Annotated in this window: 17 protein-coding genes; 1 reads left to right on the top strand and 16 read right to left on the bottom strand. The window is 69.7% G+C overall.

The features are described 5' to 3' along the window. Window positions 1–101: 101 nt before the first annotated feature. The 12 genes from BFF78_RS50070 to BFF78_RS08515 all read right to left on the bottom strand — a co-directional run bounded on the left by BFF78_RS50070 (window position 102) and on the right by BFF78_RS08515 (window position 16,122). Window positions 102–689, bottom strand: coding sequence for a zinc finger domain-containing protein (locus BFF78_RS50070; RefSeq protein WP_418346628.1), 588 nt, complete (start codon window positions 687–689; stop codon window positions 102–104). A gap of 39 nt (window positions 690–728) precedes the next feature. Next, entirely contained in the window at window positions 729–4,355 is a 3,627-nt protein-coding gene (locus BFF78_RS49325; protein ID WP_079161223.1) for a tetratricopeptide repeat protein, read from the bottom strand. A gap of 48 nt (window positions 4,356–4,403) precedes the next feature. Continuing rightward, a complete protein-coding gene (locus tag BFF78_RS08560; RefSeq protein ID WP_069777735.1) occupies window positions 4,404–4,730 on the bottom strand; it encodes a trypco2 family protein in 327 nt (108 codons plus the stop codon). A 172-nt stretch (window positions 4,731–4,902) separates the two neighbouring features. Next, complete coding sequence (locus BFF78_RS08555) at window positions 4,903–5,091, bottom strand: hypothetical protein (RefSeq protein ID WP_069777734.1); 189 nt, start codon at window positions 5,089–5,091, stop codon at window positions 4,903–4,905. 556 nt (window positions 5,092–5,647) lie between these two features. Beyond that, window positions 5,648–6,397: a CRISPR system precrRNA processing endoribonuclease RAMP protein Cas6 gene (gene cas6, locus BFF78_RS08550; protein WP_069777733.1), complete on the bottom strand. Its 750-nt coding sequence runs from the start codon at window positions 6,395–6,397 to the stop codon at window positions 5,648–5,650. Then, window positions 6,397–6,900, bottom strand: coding sequence for a hypothetical protein (locus BFF78_RS08545; protein WP_069777732.1), 504 nt, complete (start codon window positions 6,898–6,900; stop codon window positions 6,397–6,399). Before BFF78_RS08545 ends, cas6 begins: the two co-directional genes overlap by 1 nt. After that, complete coding sequence (locus BFF78_RS08540) at window positions 6,897–8,513, bottom strand: RAMP superfamily CRISPR-associated protein (protein ID WP_069777731.1); 1,617 nt, start codon at window positions 8,511–8,513, stop codon at window positions 6,897–6,899. Before BFF78_RS08540 ends, BFF78_RS08545 begins: the two co-directional genes overlap by 4 nt. Beyond that, window positions 8,510–10,033 (bottom strand): type III-B CRISPR module-associated Cmr3 family protein, encoded by a 1,524-nt coding sequence (locus tag BFF78_RS08535; protein WP_069777730.1) that lies wholly within the window; start codon window positions 10,031–10,033, stop codon window positions 8,510–8,512. The genes BFF78_RS08540 and BFF78_RS08535 overlap by 4 nt, the downstream gene beginning before the upstream one ends. Then, window positions 10,030–10,791 carry an RAMP superfamily CRISPR-associated protein gene (locus tag BFF78_RS08530; RefSeq protein WP_159032977.1) on the bottom strand — a complete coding sequence of 254 codons (762 nt, stop codon included), beginning with the start codon at window positions 10,789–10,791 and terminating at the stop codon, window positions 10,030–10,032. The genes BFF78_RS08535 and BFF78_RS08530 overlap by 4 nt, the downstream gene beginning before the upstream one ends. After that, window positions 10,788–12,575 (bottom strand): Cas10/Cmr2 second palm domain-containing protein, encoded by a 1,788-nt coding sequence (locus BFF78_RS08525; protein WP_159032976.1) that lies wholly within the window; start codon window positions 12,573–12,575, stop codon window positions 10,788–10,790. Before BFF78_RS08525 ends, BFF78_RS08530 begins: the two co-directional genes overlap by 4 nt. A gap of 56 nt (window positions 12,576–12,631) precedes the next feature. Further along, window positions 12,632–15,028, bottom strand: coding sequence for a TIGR03986 family type III CRISPR-associated RAMP protein (locus BFF78_RS08520; RefSeq protein WP_069777727.1), 2,397 nt, complete (start codon window positions 15,026–15,028; stop codon window positions 12,632–12,634). Continuing rightward, window positions 15,025–16,122 carry a hypothetical protein gene (locus BFF78_RS08515; protein ID WP_159032975.1) on the bottom strand — a complete coding sequence of 366 codons (1,098 nt, stop codon included), beginning with the start codon at window positions 16,120–16,122 and terminating at the stop codon, window positions 15,025–15,027. The genes BFF78_RS08520 and BFF78_RS08515 overlap by 4 nt, the downstream gene beginning before the upstream one ends. Before the next feature lie 843 nt (window positions 16,123–16,965). Between BFF78_RS08515 and BFF78_RS49320 the strand changes: the two genes are divergently transcribed. Next, window positions 16,966–17,100, top strand: coding sequence for a hypothetical protein (locus tag BFF78_RS49320; RefSeq protein WP_257786870.1), 135 nt, complete (start codon window positions 16,966–16,968; stop codon window positions 17,098–17,100). Window positions 17,101–17,688: 588 nt separating this feature from the next. On the opposite strand, the gene BFF78_RS47375 is transcribed toward BFF78_RS49320, so the two are convergent. The 4 genes from BFF78_RS47375 to BFF78_RS08510 all read right to left on the bottom strand — a co-directional run bounded on the left by BFF78_RS47375 (window position 17,689) and on the right by BFF78_RS08510 (window position 20,030). After that, window positions 17,689–17,877, bottom strand: a complete 189-nt coding sequence (locus tag BFF78_RS47375; protein ID WP_193433427.1) for a hypothetical protein — start codon at window positions 17,875–17,877, stop codon at window positions 17,689–17,691. A gap of 162 nt (window positions 17,878–18,039) precedes the next feature. Next, the gene (locus BFF78_RS42930; protein WP_079161220.1) at window positions 18,040–18,351 is read right to left on the bottom strand and encodes a hypothetical protein; all 312 of its coding nucleotides are present in this window, start codon (window positions 18,349–18,351) and stop codon (window positions 18,040–18,042) included. A gap of 120 nt (window positions 18,352–18,471) precedes the next feature. Further along, a complete protein-coding gene (locus BFF78_RS46075) occupies window positions 18,472–18,630 on the bottom strand; it encodes a hypothetical protein (protein WP_159032974.1) in 159 nt (52 codons plus the stop codon). 686 nt (window positions 18,631–19,316) lie between these two features. Next, window positions 19,317–20,030: a ParA family protein gene (locus tag BFF78_RS08510; RefSeq protein ID WP_069777725.1), complete on the bottom strand. Its 714-nt coding sequence runs from the start codon at window positions 20,028–20,030 to the stop codon at window positions 19,317–19,319. Between the last annotated feature and the right edge of the window lies 1 nt (window position 20,031).

Here is a 20,031-nt window from a genome sequence, read left to right as displayed (position 1 = left end):
CAGTTTACGCGCCGAGGAAACAACGGAGTGGCCCCGGACCTGTGGCTCTCCGAGTGACTCTGCAGCCCTTCAGTCCGGGATTGCCCGTCTTGATCGTCAGCTTATTCGCGATCTCCGGGACGGGGACGCCGCGGTCCTTCAGCGCGCGGGCGAAGACGAGCATGTCGTCGATGACCTTGGGCCGTCCGCCGTGGTTGCCCTTGGCCGCGGCGGTGACCTGGCCCTCCAGGGTCTTCTCCCGGATGTAGTTGCGCTCGATCTGGACGGCGGCGGCCAGGAGTGCTGATCTTCTCGGAGAAGATCCGCTTGCAGAGCGGTTCGAGCGCATCGAGCTGGCTCTGCAACTCCTGCTGGGCGGTCGAGCAGCGGGCGTACCCGATCCGGATCGGCTTGGCCGTCGTGGCGGCCGACGCCGCCACGACGGGCGGGCCCGGTTTCCACGGCCGACCCGGTCCCCGGTCCTCCGGCACGAGGAGGTCGAGTTCCTCCCGGAGGGTGGTCACGAGGACGAAGCGGGCGGTGTGGTACTTCGTCGCGGTCTTCCCGCCGCGGGTGCGGTACGGACTGCCGGCAAGGGCTTCACACTTCGGACAGTCGTTTCGTTCTACCGCGACTTCGGCTGATCGCGCGTCAGATCCACCCCGGAAGCCTGTCAGAACTGTCTCGCAGAACGTCCCGGTTTTGAGCACGTGATCGACTCCGGGCTCTCGCGGAACTCTCGCAACCGGTCAATTATGAGAATCGGGCGGGAGTGGATTTTCCCCGAGCCAGCGACGGACTGCCTGTGCTTCCTTGGCATCTCCGAATTCATCGAGCAGATCTGCTTGTAAGCCCAGCACAGCGTGAAGTTGCGGAAGTATGAACGGTGTCGCAGCAATGTGCCTGCGGTAGAATTCCACAGCCTCACCTGTCGCACGCAACGCTGCCGAGAGGCCGCCCTGCTCTGCCAGAACCATCGCGAAGGCAGCCAGCGAGGCGGCTAGGTCGGGTTCGTAGACGGCCGGGTTGTCCACTGCGAGTTGCTGGTAGATCTCCACTGCCTGCTTGGTGGCGTTCAGGGCCTCGCTCCGTCGCCCCGCCTGCGCCAGTTGGATGCCGAGGTTGGTTAACGAGGCGGCCAGGTTGGGTTCGAAAGCTGCCGGGTTGTCCACTGCGAGTTGCTGGTAGATCTTCACTGCCTGCTTGGTGGCGTTCAGGGCCTCGCTCCGTCGCCCCGCCTGCGCCAGTTGGATGCCGAGGTTGGTTAACGAGGCGGCGAGGTCGGGTTCGAAGACGGCCGGGTTGTCCACTGCGAGTTGCTGGTAGATCTCCACTGCCTGCTTGGTGGCGGTCAAGGCCTCACTCCACCGCCCCGCCTCCGTCAGTCGGCTACCGAGACTGGACAGTGAGGTAGCGAGGTCGGGTTCGTAGACGGCCGGATTGCCCGCCGCGAGCCGACGCCGGATCTCCACTGCCTGCTTGGTGACGGTCAAGGCCTCACTCCACCGCCCCAGCTCCGTGAGTTGGCTACCGAGGTTGGTTAACGAGGCGACCAGGTTGGGTTCGAAAGCTGCCGGGTTGTCCACTGCGAGTTGCTGGTAGATCTCCACTGCCTGCTTGGTGGCGTTCAGGGCCTCGCTCCCTCGTCCCATCTCCGTCAGTTGGCCACCGAGGTTGGTTAACGAGGCGGCGAGGTCGGGTTCGTAGACGGCCGGATTGCCCGCCGCGAGTCGACGCCGGATCTCCACTGCCTGCTTGGTGGCGTTCAGGGCCTCGCTCCCTCGCCCCGCCTCCGCCAGTTGGATGCCGAGGTTGGACAGTGAGGTAGCCAGCCCAGGCTCGTAGGCGGCCGGGTTGCCCGCCGCGAGTCGCACGTAGATCTCCACTGCCTGCTCGGTGGCGTTCAGGGCCTCGCTCCCTCGTCCCATCTCCGTCAGTTGGCCACCGAGGTTGGTTAACGAGGCGGCGAGGTCGGGTTCGTAGACGGCCGGATTGCCCGCCGCGAGTCGACGCCGGATCTCCACTGCCTGCTTGGTGGCGTTCAGGGCCTCGCCCCACCGCCGCACCTGCGACGACCGGATGCCGAGGTTGGACAGCGAAGTAGCGAGGCCGGGCTCGTAGGCGGCCGGGTTGCCCGCCGCGAGTCGCACGTAGATCTCCACTGCCTGCTCGGTGGCGGTCAAGGCCTCACTCCACCGCCCCATTTCCGCCAGGCGGCTACCGAGACTGGTCAACGAGATGGCGAGGTCGGGTTCGTAGACGGCCGGGTTGTCCGCCGCGAGTTGCTGGTTGATGTGAACGAGGGCGGTATCAAGGCGAAGGGCGAGAGGGGCGGTGATGCGGGAGGGGGAGGGGAGTGCGTCTGTTGCCGCCTGGGCGGCTTGGTAGGAGAGGAAAGCGGTGTCCAGGGCCGTGTCCAGGGTGTGCAGAACTTGTTCGCTGTCGGGGGTACGGCCGGCGTTGTAGTGGGCGATGGCGGCACGGGCTATGACGGTGATGAGCTGGGCCTGCTGTCCGGGCGCTGCCGCGTTGAACAGAGCGGGCAGCAGGATGTTGCCTTCGGCGAGGGTGTGAGAAGCGAGGTACTCGGCGATGCGGTCGGGTTGGAGGGAGCCCCAGTAGCGGTCGCCGTCGGCTGGGTACAGGGAGGCGAGCCAGTTGGCGGCAGGTGCCGTCTGGTGGGCGGGCAGGTCGGGCAGTGTCGTGAGGACGCGCAGGGCCTCGTCCTTCGTGGCGGCTCCGCACAGGGCGGCCACCGCCACGGCAGCGCCCAGGGTGGGGGCAGGCAGGTCGAGTCTGTAGGCGGACGATTTCGCGCTGGCCTCCCAGAAACGGTCCTCGTGTTTGAGGAGGGTGCGCTCCGGTGGTGTGCCGGGGGCCGCATCGACGGGCCGGGGTCCGTGCTGCAGGAGGCCGACCAGGGCGGTCATCTGCAGCGTGAGGATGTTGTCGTAGCGGTGCTCGTGCAGGTCTGCGGGGGGCCGCAGCGCGGTGGCCAGGGATGTCCAGTCGTGTTGGGGCAGGGTGGGGATCAGCGGAAGCAGGCAGGCGAGGTCCTGGGCTGCGCGGTGGAAGGCGTGGTGGCGGTCCCTGGTGGGTCGGCTGGTGGGAATGAGCGGGGCGCGCGGGGTGACCGGGGCTTCTTCGAGCAGGTCCCGTACAGCGGGGACGGCCTGGAGTGAGCCGGTGCGCCATTGGCCGTCGGATCGAGCCAGGAGTAGCACGCGCACGCGGTGGCGGGAGCGGTGCAGGTGGGTGATGAGGCGGCGGAGCAGGCGGGGGCGGGTCTCGGCGTAGTCGACGACCACGAGTAGGGGCAGGGATGTGGTCAGGGTGGTGAAGTCGGGCGGTGCGGCGTCCGGGGCGGGGTCGTCGGTGAGGTCGGAGCGCAGGTGCCCGGTGACCCAGCCTCGCCAGCCGACGGTGTCGGTGAGGCGGCGGGCGAGGCGGGTCTTCCCCTGTCCTCCGGGGCCGGTCAGCACTCGCAGCTGGATGGCGGGCGGGCCATTCTCGCACCAGGCTTGCAGGTCGGCGAGTTCTGTGGCGCGGCCGTGGAAAGCGACGGCCTCGGTATTGGCGCGCAGGAGGGCGGCGGGGGAGCTGAGGTTGCGGTCGACTGCGGCGGGGGTGAGCAGGGCGGCGGGTTCTACCGGTTCGAGGACGGGTTCCCAGCCGTCGGTGTGCTTGGTGATCAGGGCACGGAAGGCGTCGTCAGCGATGAGACATGAGGCGGGGGTGGCGGTCAGGCGAGTACCGCCGTCGGCCTGGCGGTCGCGGCGTATGACGCCGCACAGCAGGTCTTCGCCGTAGCCGTCCTCGGTGAGGACGGCAGCTCCTGACATGCCCGCCCAGCGGCTCCGGCCGCCGGGGGGGTCTGCCGCGGCGGGAGTGGGCGCGGTGCCGGTGAGCTCGTAGCGGCCGGCCAAGGATCCGCTCCCTGGGGGGATGTGGCCGATGAACTGCTCATCCCGCCGTCGGCCGTCTGTGGCGTCCTTCTGCATGCGGGGAAAGCCGCCCGAGGTGACCGGGTGGGGGCGGGCTCCGATGATGATGCCGTACCGCTGGGGCGGCCGGGTAAGCAGATCGCTCAGGGACTGCGGTACCTGCCAGCCCTGGCCCTCGGCAATCTCGATCAGCGCGGCATCCACGACAGAGTCTTTGCGCTGCCAGCACACGGCCGCGGAGAACTCCTGATCGCCGGCATCGGGCAGGCTCACCGTGACCGGATCCCCGGCTGCCGGATCCAGATGGTCCAGGACGTGAGCGGCGGTCAGCACCAGACGCGGCGCGACCAGGTAACCCGACCCGAACCCCTCCTTCCTCTCTCCCTTCACCAGCCGGTCCACCCGGATCTGCACCCGTCGGTCTAACTCCATCAGTTCTCCCCCGCTCCCCCTCGGGCTTCTCGCATGTGCCCGGAGAAGCTATTCGTCGTCACTGACGTCGATGTCCCCGCCGCCGGGCCGGTGCGGGTTCAGCTTCACGGTCATCGTGTGAATGGCCTTCGTGCCGCTCTCCTTCTTTCCGCCCAGGCTGATCACGCTCCACCGCAGCCCCCCGTTGACTCCTTTTGTACCGGTGAGCTCCAGGCCGAGGTCCAGCGTGATCTCTCCCAGCGTGAACAGCACCCCCCGGTCACCGCCCGCAGGACCGGCGATCCGGTCCTGGGCCTCGGCGATCTGGTCCCGCAGCAGCGTGATCGCGTCCGCCAAATCCATCCACCCCTCATCCGGGCCGCTCGCGACGCCCATGCCCCTCCCCCTCCTTCATCTCTCTCGCCCTGCTGCCATGCGGCACAGAGCGTCTCCACACCTATTTCTCCCGGCGCGAATCGTCAGAAACCGCGGGCGTCGGTGCGTCGCTGAGCGCCTGTTACGCCCGGTGCCGTCGACCCTGAGGACCGGGGAGTGTGCGTCTGCGCCCCTATCCGTCGTCATCCGCGTCGTCACGGGCCGGATCGCGTAGGGGCCGCATCGTCCCGTCGCCGGCGACGGGACGGGCGGGTTTGGCGATCTCCATCGCGTACACCGGACCCGGCCGCCACGAACCGGGCTTCAGGTCCCGCCCCAGATCTGTCAGCCGTGCCAGCACCCCACGTGCGTACTCGGCCACCTGATCGCTGACCTTCCCGTCCTCCAGATCATTCGCCTGAGCTTCCTGCCATGCCGCCAGCAGAGAGGACTCGGATTAAAGAAGATCACCCATAAGAAGCCCTTTTCGCTTTGCGGGCCCAGACATTATCTTTCCATACCCTTCGAGCGGGCGTTGTTCTGCAATGCAGGGCTCTACTTCCCGTCGCTCCTGCTTCCCACGTTTCTATGCCCTTCGGGCAGGTGTTGTTCTGGAATACGGATGGCAAGAATCGCCCAATCCTGACGTTGCAGCGTTTCTATGCCCATCGGGCGGGCATTGTTCTGCAATTTACCCGAACTGAAGGACCCGCGGACCGAGTGGCTCGAGTTTCTATGCCCTTCGGACGGGCGTTGTTCTGTACTTCCCGCTTTTTGCCCCGGTTGACCTGCGGTGATGCTGTCACGCTGCGCAGGATCATGCTCCACGGCTTCCATAGGATGATGACTTGCGCACCTGTTGGCGCTTCGGTGGGCCTGACGTGCGAAAACGCGTTGTGCAGGAATCGGGGTTTCGGGGGGTGTCGTCGTGGGTGCGGCTACGTGGGCGGACACGAGAGGCGGACTTGGGTGTGGCCAAGGCCGTGGGTAGTTTGGGCGCCTGCGCCAGCGATGCTGGCGAATTGGGACAGTGCGGTGAACTGCTGCTGCATAGCGGGCGTTTGTGGACCGTGGAGGCGGAAGGTTGCTGTGCCGGTGAAGCCGACACGCGTGCCGGAGCCGAGGTCAACGGGGCTGGAGCAGATGTCGTGTGCGCAGAGGACCACGGTGCCCAGGAGTTCTTTTTCTTCTACGTCGGTGATGTGGGCTTGTTCGGGGGCGTAGCGGTTCCAGCGTCGTATCAGGCTCCCATAGAGCAGTCCCGGGTCCGGCAGGGGATGTGCGCGGCCGGCGCGAGAGAAGTAGGTGACGGAGCGGAAGTGCATGACGGCCCGTTCGGCGGGCATCGCCATCGCCAGGGCGGCATACGGCATGGCCTCTTCCCATGCAGAGGCGACGGTGAAGAACTGGGCACCCAAGCGCAGACGGGTTCCCGTCAGCAGGGTGAGATCGGGGCGGGGGGCGTCGGGGAGCCAGCCGAGGTGCAGGACGGCTGCGGCACCGGGCGCATTGCGGCCCCGGCCGTGGGCGGCCATGAGGGGAGAGACGGTGTAGGGCTTGGTCTGGGCGTGGTGATCGGCACCGGCCTGTTCGAGGAGGGTGGCGGCGAGCCCGTGGAGTTGCTTGGGCGGGACGGGGCGTTCGGTGGGGCGTTCGGCCTTCAGTACGAGGCTCCAGCGGAACGGCATCAGCTGCTCCTTGCCGGAGGGGCCGGATAGGGAGGACGGTCGGCGGGGGTCTCGCGTACGAAGGTGACGGGGGCAGCTCCGGTGAGCTCGAGGAGCTCGATGCTGCTGGCGGCCAGGGGTCGGTCGGGGCGGCCGACCTGGTGGTCGTCGCCTGGCCAGGCAATGGCGGGACGGATGCGCACGGGCACGGATTCCCCGGTCGCGCCCGTGTCGGGCAGCAGTGCACAGGTCAACGCGCGGCCGGTGTCGATACGTGAGCGGAGCGCGGTCTGGGAGGTCCAGGCCCACAGGTGGGTGGCGACGGGCGGTTCGGCGGGCAGGGCGGTGGCGGGTTCGAGGCGGAAGCCGTTCAGGTCGGTCCAGGCGCAGCGGGCTCCGGTGTAGGCGGAATCCTCGGTGAGCAGGGCGCGCAGCGCGGGCCAGGTGAGGGTGCCGATGCGGTGCAGGCGCATGCGGACCGTACGGACGAGGGGTGGCGGGGCAGGGCGGACGGACGGGGTCATACGGCGGCTTCCGGTGAAGAGGAGGCGAAGAGGGCACGGCCGAGGCGGGCGCGGGCCTCGCGGGCTGCGGCGCCCAGGAACATCGCGGTGGACGGGCTGGTTTGTGTGCCGTCGCTGTCGTCGTCGGCGCCATGCAGGGTGCCGTAGCCGCGGGTGGTGGCGTGGCCGATGCCGATCGCGCCGGTGTGCAGGTCGTGCAGGGCCAGGCGAAGCACGTCGAGGAGGAGCTCATCCGGTGGTGGCGCGTGGGCGGGGTCGGGCGGATCATCGAGGATGCGTAGTTCGGCGCGGGCCTGCTCGACGACTTCGTAGGTGTAGAGAACGCCGGCGGCGACGCCTGCGGTGACGCGGTCGAGCGCGATGTGGTTGCGGCGGGTCACCCGGGCCGGGGCGCCGCCGTCCGGGCCGAGGTGGGGGGCGTCGTGGGCGAGCAAGGGGGAGTCGAGGAAGACGAGGCGTCCGCGCCCTCCGGTGTGCCCGAACGCCCGGCAGATGCGGCAGGTGCCCTGACACTGCGGCTTCTCACCTTGCTCGCCGTCCTGCTTCACGCCGGTCCCGTGCGTGTCCGGGGTTTGTGTGTGCGGCGGCGAGCAGGCGTTCTGTCCGAGGCTGTGGAGGATGAACTCGCAGCGGGACCGCAGCAGGCCCTTCCAGGCGGAACCGGGTATCGCGGGACGGTCTTGGTGGTCGCGGTGCAGCAGGGCCGCGTCGGTCGCGCGGCGGCCTTCCTGCGACATGCGGCCGGTGCCGATGTGCAGGGCGTCGACGACGTCGAAGGCCAGGACACGGCCCAGCAGCAGATGGTACCCAGCGTTCTGCGCCTTGGCGTTCTCCTGCCCGTCGAGGTCTGAGCTGTGTCCGGGGTCGTCGCTGCGGGGGAGGAGCTGCGCTGCGATGTCCTGCGCGTCGTCGTAGAGAGCCGGGCCGCCTTTGAGAAGCCAGTGGCGGCGGTCGGCGGGGTCGGTGAGGTCGAGGGTGCGGCGGCGTGCTGCAGTGATGCGGGCGCGGCCGTGGCCGGTGCCGCGGGAGCCGCCGATGACCGGACGCCAGGTGGCCAGCAGGCCTTCCAGCGCCAAGGCCCGTTCCTCTGCGGCCCGGGCGGATCGCTCGTGGGCGTCGACCCGTTCTGCAGCTGGGGTGGCGGGGGGGACGGGGTCGGCGTCGAGGCGCAGCCACAGGGTGATCTCGGCGCCGGGCGGGAGGAGTTCGCGGGTGAACAGGGCATGAGGCGTCACAGCTGCGCGGTGGCGGTCGATGGCGTTGCGGGTGCGGTGCACGGTCTTGGGCGCGGTGTCCGGCAATCGGGTGTGGGTGCCGAGGAAACGGACGGGTGAGGCCACCGCGATGGTGCGCGGGCGCGTGGGGTCGTCCGGGTCGGTCTCCTGGCGGGTGCCGCCGAAGAGGAACAGGACCGCCTCCGGGCCGCTGTGGGCGGCGGCGTGGGCGCTGAGGGAGCCGGCCAGAGAGGTGGCCGGCACGGCCGGGCGGCCGGTGTGGTCGCGGGCCACGGGCAGAGCGGCGTCCAGGGCGCTGCCCGGTCCCCGGCTCTCCGGGGCGCTGACAGCGCCGGGGGTGTCGAGGGTGAGGACGAGTTCATACAGTCGGATGATCACCGGTCGTCTCCCGTGGGGGCCGTGGAACCCGCGCCGTCGTCCTCCGGGCCCGCGCTCCTACCGCTTCGGATACGGGCTTCGAGGCGTATGAGGATGGCGTCGAGGAGCGGCAGTTCGTGGTCGGGCCGCATCAGGATTGCTTCGACGGTGCGGCGCTGGCCGGGGGTGAGGCCGGCCAGGTGCGGGCGGTCCAGGAGGCTGGTGTGGCGTTCGGCGCCCTGGGCGCGGGCGGTGATGTAGGCGCGCAGTTCGTTGAGGAACCATGCACCGTGGCCGGTTTGCGTGAGGATCTGGGCGGCGGCTTCCACCCGGTCCGCATCGCTGTACCCGGCGGGCGCGGCGGCCGTCAGGCGTGGTGGTGCGGTAGGCCGCCAGGCGGTGGCGGCCACGGTCAGGGAGCCGAATCCCTCGGCGCGCCGCAGCCCGAGACCGCGGTCGGCGAGGGCGGCCACGCGGCCGGGCTCCGGGGGCCGGGCGGGTTCGATGAGGTAGGTGCTGCCCGCGCTGGCCGCGAGTTCCACGGGTTTGGGCAGGTTGGCGGCGGCGTGCCAGCCGCCGATGTGCTCGTGCCGCATCCAGGACCGTACGAGGGTGACCGGCACGCCGAGCAGGTTACCGAGTTCGCCGGTGTCGGGGGCGGTCATGGGCAGCCCGCAGGGGTCGGTCAACAGGGCGGGCGAGGTCAGCCGTAGAGCAAGGCACTTCCCGGCGCCGGCACCGGGGTCGTCGGTGCTGGAGCGGGGGGCTGCGCCCGCGCCGCCCGCGGCGGTCGACATGGCCGGGGTGGCGGGGGTGAGGTGGAGGTCGGCGCCGCCGCCGGTGCTGCGCCGCCCGCCGAGGTGGAGACGGTGGCGGGCGGGGCGGGTGAGCCAGGCGAGCGCTCCGGCGGACAGGCTGGCGGGGACGACGATCCGGCCGGTGAACGTGCGCGCGCGGCCGTCACGCATGCGGGGCCGCAGCGCTTCCCGGGTGAACAGCAGGCCGTCCTCGGCGGTCCCGGTGGCGTCGTCGAGCTGCAGCCGTACCGCCTGGCTGACCAGGTCGCGGGTGGACTCGCTCGGTGACGCGGCCGTGTGGACCGGCTCCACCACGCCCTTGGACCGCATTCCGGGGGCCTTGCAGTGCGGGCACAGGCCGTCGTCGGCGGCCGGGAACGCCTCGTCCTCGACCCAGCTCGCGCATGTCTGGTTGCGTGGGTATTTGCAGCGCAGCACGGACATCGGCACGATCTGCCAGCCCGGCGCGTACAGCGGTTCGTAGCGCACGCCGCCTTCGAACAGTTCGATGAACTGGGCGTACAGGGCGGGGTCGGCGTTCTGGAGGCGGTCGGGTGTGCCGTGGGCGGCGATCCAGAGGGCGGCGAGTGCGCCGCGCAGGACCGAGCCGGGGATGTGCCGGTGGGTGCGGGTGGGCGCGGTGCCGGCGGGGCGGGTGCCCAGGGCGAGCGGCTGGCGGGCGGTGACGGTGGCGTCGTACACCGTCACGGTGCTGCCCGCTGCGGGGGCCGGTGGGGCGGTCATCGGGCGTCTCCCGTCTCGGTGGGCGCGGGCGCCGGGCCGGTCGCGGCGGATCCGCCGGCGGGGTGAACGGGTGGGACGGGCTCGTCGGCCTCGTCGGCGGGCACGGCGGCGAGCTGGTCGAAGCGGGCCAGGAGTGTGCCGTCCAGCGCGGGTTGGTCGGTTTGGCAGCTGACCCAGCCCAGGCCGCGTCGGCGTCCGGCACCCAGTTCGTGCAGGCCGGCCGCTGCGCAGGCCAGCACGGCGAGGTGATCCTGCTCGGCCAGGCCGGACAGGGGTCGGCCGTCGCGGTCGAGGGGGAGCGGCCCAGTGCGGGTGACGGTGAAGCGGGCGGTGGCGGCGGACATCTCCTCGGCGAACACGAGGTGGTCGCCGAGGGCGGTCCCGGTCGCCGGATCAATTTTGACCCGGGCGCGCAGAGCGACGGGCGGGGTGAGGTCCGCATCCGTCTCCGCTTCCGGTTCTGGGCCCGCCCCTCGAGGTCTGCGCTGGTCCTGGGGGTGCGTCGGGTCCCAGGGGCCCGGCGGCGGGGCGAACCGTGCCGGGCTCCAGTGCCACGGGCACGGACGCCTGGGGGTACCGAACACGGCGTCGACGACCTCCGGACGGTAGGGCAGCAGCCGTTCGGCGCTGGCCCGCATCAGGCCCTTGAGGGAGGAGGCGGGCACGGGGGTGTCCCGGTCGATGGTGGCGTGGGCGGTGCCGTCGGCGTTTCCGGTCCCGACGCGAAAGGCACTGTGGAAGGTGAGCGTGATGATCATGAGGTCGGCCACCACCGGGCGATGCGCAGGGCATGGGACAGGGTGATGGGCTGCGGCTGCAAGCCGGAACCGGCAAGAGCCGGTGCCCCGGTGGCGGAAGCAGGCGACAGCTCGGGTAATCCGGTGGGCACGAAGACGCCGAGGGCATCGGCCAGGTGCTGGTGCCCGACGCGGGCGCCGACCGTCCGGGCGGCGATCAGCGGCCCGTGTGCTCTGACGGCGGCGGCCAGCTCACGGCGGTGGCTGCGCGGGGCCCGGGCCAAAGCGGTGAGCGCCGTGCGGGCCCGCGCATCCAGGGCCATCGGCGGCTTATCCTGCACGGTCCGCGGCGTGTTCAGTGCTGAGGCCGGGGCTGTGAGGGCGAGGGCGGGATCGTCGGTGCCCTGCGGTCCGTCGGCGGTGACGTCGACGAAGTCGACCGAGCACGCGGCGCCGCTGGTGGCCCGTTTGGCGCGGGCGAGGCGTTCCTCGGCCAGCTCGACCACGAGGTTCATGGGGTAGGTGCTGTGGGCGAAGACGATCCCGGCCGATGCGGTCGGCGCTGTGGGGTGCTCGTGCCCGGGAGGCGGCTCGGGGAGCAGTCCGAGGACCGGCGTGGTGGCTTCCTCGAGCAGGGTGCGGAACGTGTCGAGGTAGGTGAGCGTGAACGTCCACGCCCGGTCGGCGGGCAGGGTGACCAGGACGTCATCGCCGCCCACCACGTGCGGGACGACGAGCAGCGGGCCGTCGCCCCCGGTGTCGTCCATTGCTTGCAGGGTCGCCCACTCCAGGGCGTGGACGGTGGCGTCGGCGAGCTTGACCGAGATCGTCTCCTTGGCCCCTCTCAGCTCGTCCGCCCGCGGGGCCGAGGAGGCCGCCGAAGCGAGGGCGCGGAAGAAGGCGCCGACGGCGTTGCCGTCGAGGTAGACAGTGGCGAGCTGGGTCGCACGGGAGCCGCCCGCGTCGGCCGACCCGCCCCTGGTCTCCCGCCCGCCTTCGCCGCGCCCGTCTCCCCCGGCACCGCGGGGGCCGGCACGCCGGCCAGCCGGCCCGTCCACCCTGGGCTGCTCGCCCGGCATGTCTACGTCCGGTTCCTCTTCGCTGTTGTGCAGGGAGAAGCGGGCCAGCTCCGTAAGGGTGTCGGGGGCCTCGGCGCAGCCGATCGCGGCCCGCAGCCGGGACTCGGCGCTTGCCCCCGTATCGCCCTTCCGTTCCCCGGCCCGGGCCTGTCGGTCGTGCTCCAGGCGGTGCGCGCAGTCCGGGCAGATGGCCTGCAGTTTACGTTCACCCGGTACCGGGCGGCGTACGGCGGCAGGGTCGGTGTGGCACAGCCGGCAGGGCTGGGCGAGGGGGAATTCGGCGGGCGCCGGCAGGTCGATGCGGGCCTCACCGTGCACCTGACGCGGGACCATATCGGCCACCCGCGCGGCGAGATACGTCTCGCCCGTGCCCCACACCGCCTCCAGCTCCGCGCCGGGGAACTGCTCCCGCAGCCCGTCGAGGACCGCATCGGTCACCTGCTGGATGCGCCGATCGCGCTCGCCGGGATCGTGCGCGGTCAGGCGCAGGCTGATGACACCGTCCGCCCTGCCCGCCTCCGGGTTCACCTCGGCCCATCCGGCGAGCCGGCCGGGCAGCCCGGCCGCCACGGCCGCGCTGTCGGTGGCGCGGGCCAGGTGGTCACTGGCGGCGCGGCGGCCGCGTAGCTTCGCGGTACGGGCGAGGTAGCGCTGGATACGGGCGAAGCCGATGTCGATGTACACGTGGGTGAGCGGGGTGCAGGCGCCGGCGGTTGGGGCCGCCATACGGTGTGGGTGTGGTGGCCGCTGCCCGTTGCGTGCGTGCTCCTCGCCGGTGACGGTCATGCTCGCCCTCGCCCCCCGTTCCCGCTATGGTCATCGTTCCCGTTTCTGCCGCTGGTGCGGGTTTGGGCATCGGCCTTGCGCAGCCGCTCCGCGCCCTGTGCCCGCTGCTCGGCATCCGGCACTGTCTCCAGGCCCAGCTGTGCCGGCCTGGCCGTGGCGGGAGGCAGGCTCGTCAGCGGGTGGTAGGTCTCCTTTTCCGGCTCCCGGCGGTTGGGTTCGCCGCGAAAGCCACGACTTTGCTTCCAGAACTCGAAACTCGGCATCAGATGCTGCGCAGGCAGGGCCCCCTCCTCCGGCAGGGGCCCGGCAGGGGGGTACCACACCAGGTGCGGAGCGGCCCGGTCCAGCGTCAGCGCATGCCGCAGAGCCGACCAGGTCCTGCGGACCGGGTCGGGAACGGAGTCCGCGAACGCGTCGACCGCTGCCTGCAGCCTGACCGTCGTGGCAGCCTCGTCCTCTTGCCGGCCGGTGTACCGGCCCACGGCGCTCTCCACGCGCAGGGAGGTGATCCGCGACGTACAGGTGCCAAAGCCCAGAGGCCGCCCGCCGCCCAGGGCGAAACCGATGGCATCGTCCCCGCCTATGCCCTCCCAGTCGCCTTCGCTTTCGGGCAGGCGCAGGGCGTACTGCGGGGCCAGGGCCGCCAGGACGCCGCCGAGTTCGGCGCGATCCAGGTTCTCGTAGTGGACGGTGTAGCGGAAACGCGCCCGCGCCGGGACGGCCTCGGCGTGGGTGAGCATCCTGTTCTCGCTATCGTCGTCCCGGGCGTAGAGCTCGTGGAAGACCTCGGGCCGGTTTGCCGTGGCACGGAAATACGGGCGGCGATCGGGACGCCCGGTCAGCCAGTACTGCTTGCGCCCGCGCAGGTTCCGCCGGCTCTGGGCATCCAGGGCGGAACCCCACTCGCGCAACGGGTCGGCCTGCGGCATGGGTTGGGGCACCTTCTTGCCCTTGGGGGTTTCCAGGTAGAACTGCCCGGCACCCGGGCGGGGCGCCGACAACGGAGGAAGAGCGACGGCAACGGGCTCGCACAGAACACTGCCGGAAACGTCGTCCCCACCTGAAGGGAGCCCATCGGAGAACCGCAGATGCCCCCGGTAGGACCGCTGCCGGGCCGCCGCTCTGTCGGATCCGCCGGTGTCGGCGGATCCGAAAATGCGGCAGGTCGGGCACAGTTCACGCTCGTCGCGGCACGGGTGCAGCACCCCGGGCACGCGCTCCGCGGCGGTGTGCCCGCCGCCCGCGTGCCGCCAGACTTGCGACAGCGAGATCTCCTCGACCGCCACCAGCCCAAGCCCCGGCTGCGTCGCCTTCCCGGCCGCCTTGCCCTGCCTGATCCACACCACCTGGCCCTCGAACAGCCGCCGCCGGGCAGCGATGCGCCGTCCGACGACTTCCGGCTCCCGCGCGAGCTGTTTGGTGCGCCGGACGGGGAAACGGACCGGTACAACTTCCGGCTTCTCGTCGTGCTCCCTGCCCTCCTGGCGGGCCCTGCGCATGTCGTCCGTGCCGTCGACGGCATCCAGATACCGCTGCCACGCCTGATCCCAGCCCGTCCCGGTCTGCACCTCGCTGCTGCGCGCCGCAAGTTTGCCGACCGCGCAGAAGTACCGGGTCTCGACCCAGCCGTACGTCTTGTTCCTGCGCTCGCCGGGACGGGCACTGCCGTCGGTGACCAGCACGACCCAACTCTCGCCGCGTCTGACCTTCGCCGGGTCGGTGAGCTGTCGGCGCCACACCGCACGACCGTTGTTCTTCCCGAAGCTGACCCGCTCGCCTCTCGACTCCAGGTGCACCGTCGCGCCGGTCACCACGGCTTCCGCGCTGCCCAGCGCCTCCGTCTGGGCCAGATCCCTGGCGGGAACCCACACCACGTCCGCGTCGCAGACGTTCAGCCGGGTCGGGCGTCCGTCCCGGTCGATGGCGTCCACACGGGCAAGCCGCCAGCCCGGGCGGTCGCGTGCGACGTCGCGGTAACCGGGCCGGAAGTCAGCGTCGAAGACTCGTAAACAGCCTCCGGCGAGGGTTTCGTGCAGCGAGCGCACGGCACCCGCGAGGGATGAGCCGGGGATGAAGGGCACACCCTGGCCATCCGCACCCCTGCCCGGACGCCGGGGGAACGTCCCCTCCTCACCGGGCCTGATCCCCCGCAGCAGCAGCGGACTGCACACCGTCAGCTCGACCCCCACGCTGCCGCTGAACCGGCCGCGCTCGAGCCGCTCGTGGCCGGCGGGGGCACGGCGGATAGCGGAGCGGTCGGCGGGATCGGGGAAGGCAGGAAAGGGAACGAAGGTGTACGGATTGACGAAGACATCCGCAGCGGCAGGAGCGGTGAACGCCCCTCCGCTGCCGCCGCCCGCAGGCTGCCTGCCGTTGTAGTTACGCCGGCTCATCGGCCCCCTCCCGATCCCGTTCCTGATCCTGCGTGTGTGCCCGGGCCGTCTGGCGGCGGCCCCCAGGACACGAGTTCGGTCTGCCGTCCGAGCACGTTGCCGAGGGCGACAACGACCTCCACGGGGCCGTCCGTGAACAGCCAGCCGCGCAGCGAGGAGTCCCCGTTCGCGCGCATCTCGCTCAGCTTCTGCTGCCAGTGGTGGTTGACGTACCGGACCAGTGCCTCGAAGATCTCCCGCCGGTCAGGGACGTTCCCCGGCCTGGTCGCGAAAACGAGGCCTCCGGCGCAGCGCTCGGGGATCTCGGCCTGGCCGGGAAAGCGGTACCTCTCGCTGCGGCCATCGCGCGCAGCGGCCAGCGACTCCTCCTGCATGCCGGCGTTGTGCCCGGCCATAGGAAGCACGATAGCGACCCGCCGAGCCGTGACCCCTCCAGGCAGCGCGAACGGCACCCACTCTGGCCCCTCGCTCTGCGGGTCCCTCAGCAGCACGTCACGCAGCAGCTCCAGATCCCGGGCATCAGGCTGCTGGGTCAGCCCGCTGTGCAGGCGAAGCGCCTCGACGATCCCCACGCCTTGCTCACGGGAGAACATCATCAGGCTCAGGCTCGGGTGACGCTGGTCGCGTAGCAGGCCACCGAGCCGATAGGCGTCGACATGGCGCGCGGTGACGTAGAGGGATACCTGCTCGGGGGCCTGTCCCTCCTCCAGCATGCGGGCCTGCATGACGCGGTGGGCGAAGCGAACGCGGTCGGGGGCGGCATCCGGCCGACTCTGACTGTTCGGGCTGCCCGGTCCGTAAGGGCCGAGCAGCTCGGAGACGTTCACGGTAAAGCAACTGGGGTGCCGCTGCAGGGCGTTGTTCCTCATTGCAATCAAGCGTGTGGTGTCCCATCCATCCTCACCCACCAGGAGGACGATGCCCACGCCCTCCCTGCCATACAGCAGCGTGGCACAGACCGCGAACACCACCACCGAGCCGATCGCAACCAGCGCCAGCCACCACCACTTGCCCCCGACGCTGGGCACAGCCTGCGCCAGATTGGGCAGCATCCCCACCGCGAGACCCGCCGCCGCAGACGCCCCGATCGTCAACAGCCCATGCCCAGATGCCAGGAACCGCAGCAACCAGGCCAATCTCCGCGCAGTCAACCGGTCTTCCCCCGTCCCCCGCGCAAGGCGACTCCTGCGTACCGCCACCAGCCAGTGCGCGTGACGGGCCGGCGACTGGCCCGGCACGTGGCGCCACAGGCCCGTAAATGCCCGTACACGATTTCTGACTGGCGACCATACCAGTGCGAACGCCGACAGACCTACTGTTCAGGAGAATTACGACAGAAGCGGCGCCAGATAGGCAAGACCAGGGAAACACCCGACACTGTCAGCCGCCCTCATCGTCGAGTAGCTGTACACCGAAGTAAGCAGGGTGTCCCAGAGGCGACCCAGGAACAGCCGTAGCGCGCTGCACGCGGCGTCGCCGATCGGTTAGAGGGTCTTCGCGGTCCACCGACTCGGTACGTTCGACGCCACGTGTTGGGGTGGCTCTGCTCACTGCCCTTCGTTTGGGCGTTATTCTAAATGCTCGCAAAATTACACGGGCTATCACGAGACCTCTATGTCTCTATGGCCTTTTCACGGGGTGACGCCCGGACATGCGCATGTTCGTCAGCCCGCCCAACCTGTTCCATTAGTTTCTATGCTCTTCGGGCGTGCGACATTGAGACATCGCGCTGCTTACCAGCAGCACTCCCGCAGCCTCCAAGCATCTATGTCCTTCGGGCGGGTGTTGTTCTGAAATCCGTCGACCAAACCGGGCTCGGGCAGTACACAGACGTTTCTATGCCCTTCAGGACTTGTCGCTTGCACTGTTCGGAAACTGTCTGTCCCTCCGGGACAGACCGGCACTCCGCCGAACTGCCTCGGAACCAAGGGGTTTCTATGCCCTTCGAGCTCGCGTCGTCCGAAAACACCGCCATCACCTACGGGTTCAGCGTGCCGATCTACCTGTTTCTATGCCCCTTGGGCGTTGTTCTGATCTCCACCGTCATGGCGAGCCGGGGTCGGCGGGCCTGACGTTTCTACGCCTTCGGGCATGTGCTGCTGCTGGTGTGGCGCCCACCGCTGACCAGCTTCTATGCCCTTCGGGCGGGCTGCTCTCAAATGAATCGCTCGAGAGCCTGAAGAAGTGCAGACGCTGTTTTCATGCCCTTCGGGCGGGCGTTGCTCTGAAAATGCGAACCTCGCGCTGGCGTCGCTGCGGGGGTACTCGTTTCTATGCCCTTCGGGCAGGCTTGCTCTGAAATGAAGCGCTGGAATGGCTCTGCGCTGTAATGCAGCTGTTTCTATGCCCTTCGGGTGGGCATTGTTCTGAAATGCTTCCTGGGTTTCGCCCCCGTTGGGTTGCGGTGATGCTATCGGTTGTGCAGGATCACGGTTCGAGTCCGCCTTTAGGGTGCGATGCGGGTCACGGGGGTGACGGTCATATGGTGTGAGCTGCGGAAATGTGTCGCCCAGGAAGTGACCTTCTGGAGGCGGTTCACTGGAGTGCGGTTAACACACTGGTCAGGGCCTTGCCTCCCTCCGAGGGTGGCGTGTCGCGGGGACTCCACTGTAGCGGCCATGAGCACCGGGCGTCGGCATGTTCTGCGGGGTGGGCGGTGTTTAGTGCGCCGAGTTGAACGAGGGGGGCAGCGCGGCGATGACGAAGTCGCGTTTGACGGGGGCGCGTCCGGCGGCGAGCACTCGGTTGGCCTCCTTCTCGCCGGGTGTGAGCTTGCGGGCGCGGGTGGCTTCGAAGCCGGTGACGACCACGGGATCGTCCCCGTCGGCCATCGCGGGGGGTTCGCCCAACCGAGGGCGCGTTCCTGCTGTGCGGGTCCGCCACTACCGGCAGGTGATCGGGCTAACCGGAGCTGGCCTGCGAGGTGGTGTTCACCGTCCCCGGCACCGGGCTGCCGGGGACGGGAACGCCGGAAGACGACGCGCGCGCGACAGAAAGGGTCGGCTGAAGGGTTACCGTCCTGCGGTGTTGGGCAGGGTGAGGTCGGGAGGGTAGCCCTTAGCTCGCAGGAATACGTCGAGTGCTATGGCGACGATGTCGCCGTGCTGAACACCGTGGTCTGCATGGTAACGGCGGATGCGGCGCTGGAGTTGGAGGGCGTCGGGGACGGCATAGTTGATCTGGCCGCGGCTGGTGTGGCGTCCATTGATGACCTTCAGAGTGTCGGGATGCGGTGCCAATGGGTCGTCGGCCGAGTGTGATTGCGCGTCGAGGGCGTCCGCCAGTTCACGCAATTGGCGGGCGTGATTGGAGAGATCAAGCAAGGGTGCTCCCGTGCGGACCACTAGTCGACTAGCTAGCCGCCTAGTCGACTAGTGGAATAGTCGGAAGGAGGGGTGTCCGCGAACGGATGGGACGTTCGCAGGCACCCCTGGTTGCGGAGGTCAGAAGCCGCGGGTGGTGAGCCACTCGTCCAGTGCGACCGCGACGATGTCGCCGATCGGCAGGTGGTCGAGTTCGTTGTCCAGGGCGAAGCGCTTGATCCGCTTCTTCAGCCTCAGGGCAGCGGGGACTGCCGAGTCGAGGCTGTCGCGGGTGATCACGCGCTGGTTGAGGACGACGGCCGTCTGGGGGATGTCCCTGGGACGGCCAGGCCCTTGTGTCCATGGCGGGTTGTCGCCGGGTGCTGTCTGCCAGGGTGTGTCTTGCTCCTGCCGAGCGCCTGGGGCATCGGTCCTCACGGGGAACGCGGCGCTGCTCGCTGCTGGAGGAGCAGCGGGGCGAACCGCCACCTCGGTGGCCGTAGCGGCATCAAAGGCCGCGGAGGTGACAGAGGGCGGACCATGGTGCGCAGCAGGTTCAGCCGACTGCGTGTGTTGGATTGCAGGCGGGACAGGCTGGGCGACCGAGGCCACCGATGGTGGCTGCCGTTCCGCCGGTTCGCCGGGGACGTCCGTCCGTGCTTGGGGAGTGACGGCGGGGTGCACCGACTGGTTGGCGGCCGGCTGCTGCATGTGGCCGCCGGGTGAGGCGTTCACGGTCGTTTCAGCGGAAGGCTGTTCCTCCTCGGTCCGGTCCGGGGCCGGTGCCCCGATGGGAGCGGGGAAAGGGTTGTGCTGAGGCCGTGACTCGACCACCGGGGGATGTCCTTCGTCCTGGGCGGTGATCTGTTCGGCGGCGTACCGCTCGGGGGTGAGTTCGGCTGCCGGGGGAGGGGGCGTCGGGGTCGCCTTCTTGGATCCGCCAAGGGTGCGGCCGGTGCGGCGGGCAGGGGGTTTCATGCGCTCGCTCATGCGGTGAGCTCCTTCATCAGCTGGGCGTACTCGCTCAGTTCGGTTGGGATCTCGCCGAAGGCCTCCATGTAGTGCACCCAGGAGTGGATGACTGTCTCGGCGAGCGGGAACGGTTCCTCGCGGTCGGGGCCGATGCCCTCACCCTGGGCGGGGTGGAGCAGCTGGTCCTTGGCGGTGCGGGGCAGGCTGGTGCGGTCGTCGGCTTTGACGAGGACGACGTGGGCGGTGACGTCGCGCTCGTTGCGTGCGGCGGCGCGTTCGGCTTCGTCGAAGGTTGCCACGAGCTTGCGGCGCTCGATCTTGGTGGGGGCGACCGGAACGATCAGCCGGTCCGCCTCGGTGACCGCTTCGTGGAAGATGCGGGCGCTGCCGCCGCCGGCGTCGACGACGATCGCGCCGAACTCGGCGCGCTTGGCCTGGATGTACTCGGCGATGTCGTCGAACGGGTATCGCTCGACCACCAGGTTCTCCGGGATGTCGAAGCCTTCGGCCTGGGCGACCTTGAACCAGTCGTAGGCGGACTGGCTGGTGGCGTCGGCGTCCAGGAGCAGCGTCGGCAGGTTCAGGACGACGGCGTGGTAGAGGGCGATGAACCAGGCGGAGGTGGTCTTGCCGGTGCCGCCCTTGAGCATGCCGACGACGATGACGAAGGCGTCCCAGGCGCGGGCTGTTGCCGTCGCTAGGGTCTTGGGCCGGGTGTTCTCGTTCATG

Source organism: Streptomyces fodineus (assembly GCF_001735805.1).
Classification (GTDB): Bacteria; Actinomycetota; Actinomycetes; order Streptomycetales; family Streptomycetaceae; genus Streptomyces; species Streptomyces fodineus.
Note: the sequence above shows the minus strand (reverse complement) of the source record. Positions and strands in the feature narration are given on the sequence as shown.

Excerpts from the sequence above, each read along its gene's own strand:
- BFF78_RS08510 (WP_069777725.1), bottom strand. The coding sequence starts at position 20,030 with ATGAACGAGAACACCCGGCCCAAGACCCTAGCGACGGCAACAGCCCGC.
- cas6 (WP_069777733.1), bottom strand. The coding sequence starts at position 6,397 with ATGCCGTTCCGCTGGAGCCTCGTACTGAAGGCCGAACGCCCCACCGAA.
- BFF78_RS08520 (WP_069777727.1), bottom strand. The coding sequence starts at position 15,028 with ATGAGCCGGCGTAACTACAACGGCAGGCAGCCTGCGGGCGGCGGCAGC.
- BFF78_RS08530 (WP_159032977.1), bottom strand. The coding sequence starts at position 10,791 with ATGATCATCACGCTCACCTTCCACAGTGCCTTTCGCGTCGGGACCGGA.
- BFF78_RS49320 (WP_257786870.1), top strand. The coding sequence starts at position 16,966 with ATGCCCTTCGAGCTCGCGTCGTCCGAAAACACCGCCATCACCTACGGG.
- BFF78_RS08525 (WP_159032976.1), bottom strand. The coding sequence starts at position 12,575 with ATGGCGGCCCCAACCGCCGGCGCCTGCACCCCGCTCACCCACGTGTAC.
- BFF78_RS08535 (WP_069777730.1), bottom strand. The coding sequence starts at position 10,033 with ATGACCGCCCCACCGGCCCCCGCAGCGGGCAGCACCGTGACGGTGTAC.
- BFF78_RS49325 (WP_079161223.1), bottom strand. The coding sequence starts at position 4,355 with ATGGAGTTAGACCGACGGGTGCAGATCCGGGTGGACCGGCTGGTGAAG.
- BFF78_RS08545 (WP_069777732.1), bottom strand. The coding sequence starts at position 6,900 with ATGACCCCGTCCGTCCGCCCTGCCCCGCCACCCCTCGTCCGTACGGTC.
- BFF78_RS08560 (WP_069777735.1), bottom strand. The coding sequence starts at position 4,730 with ATGGGCGTCGCGAGCGGCCCGGATGAGGGGTGGATGGATTTGGCGGAC.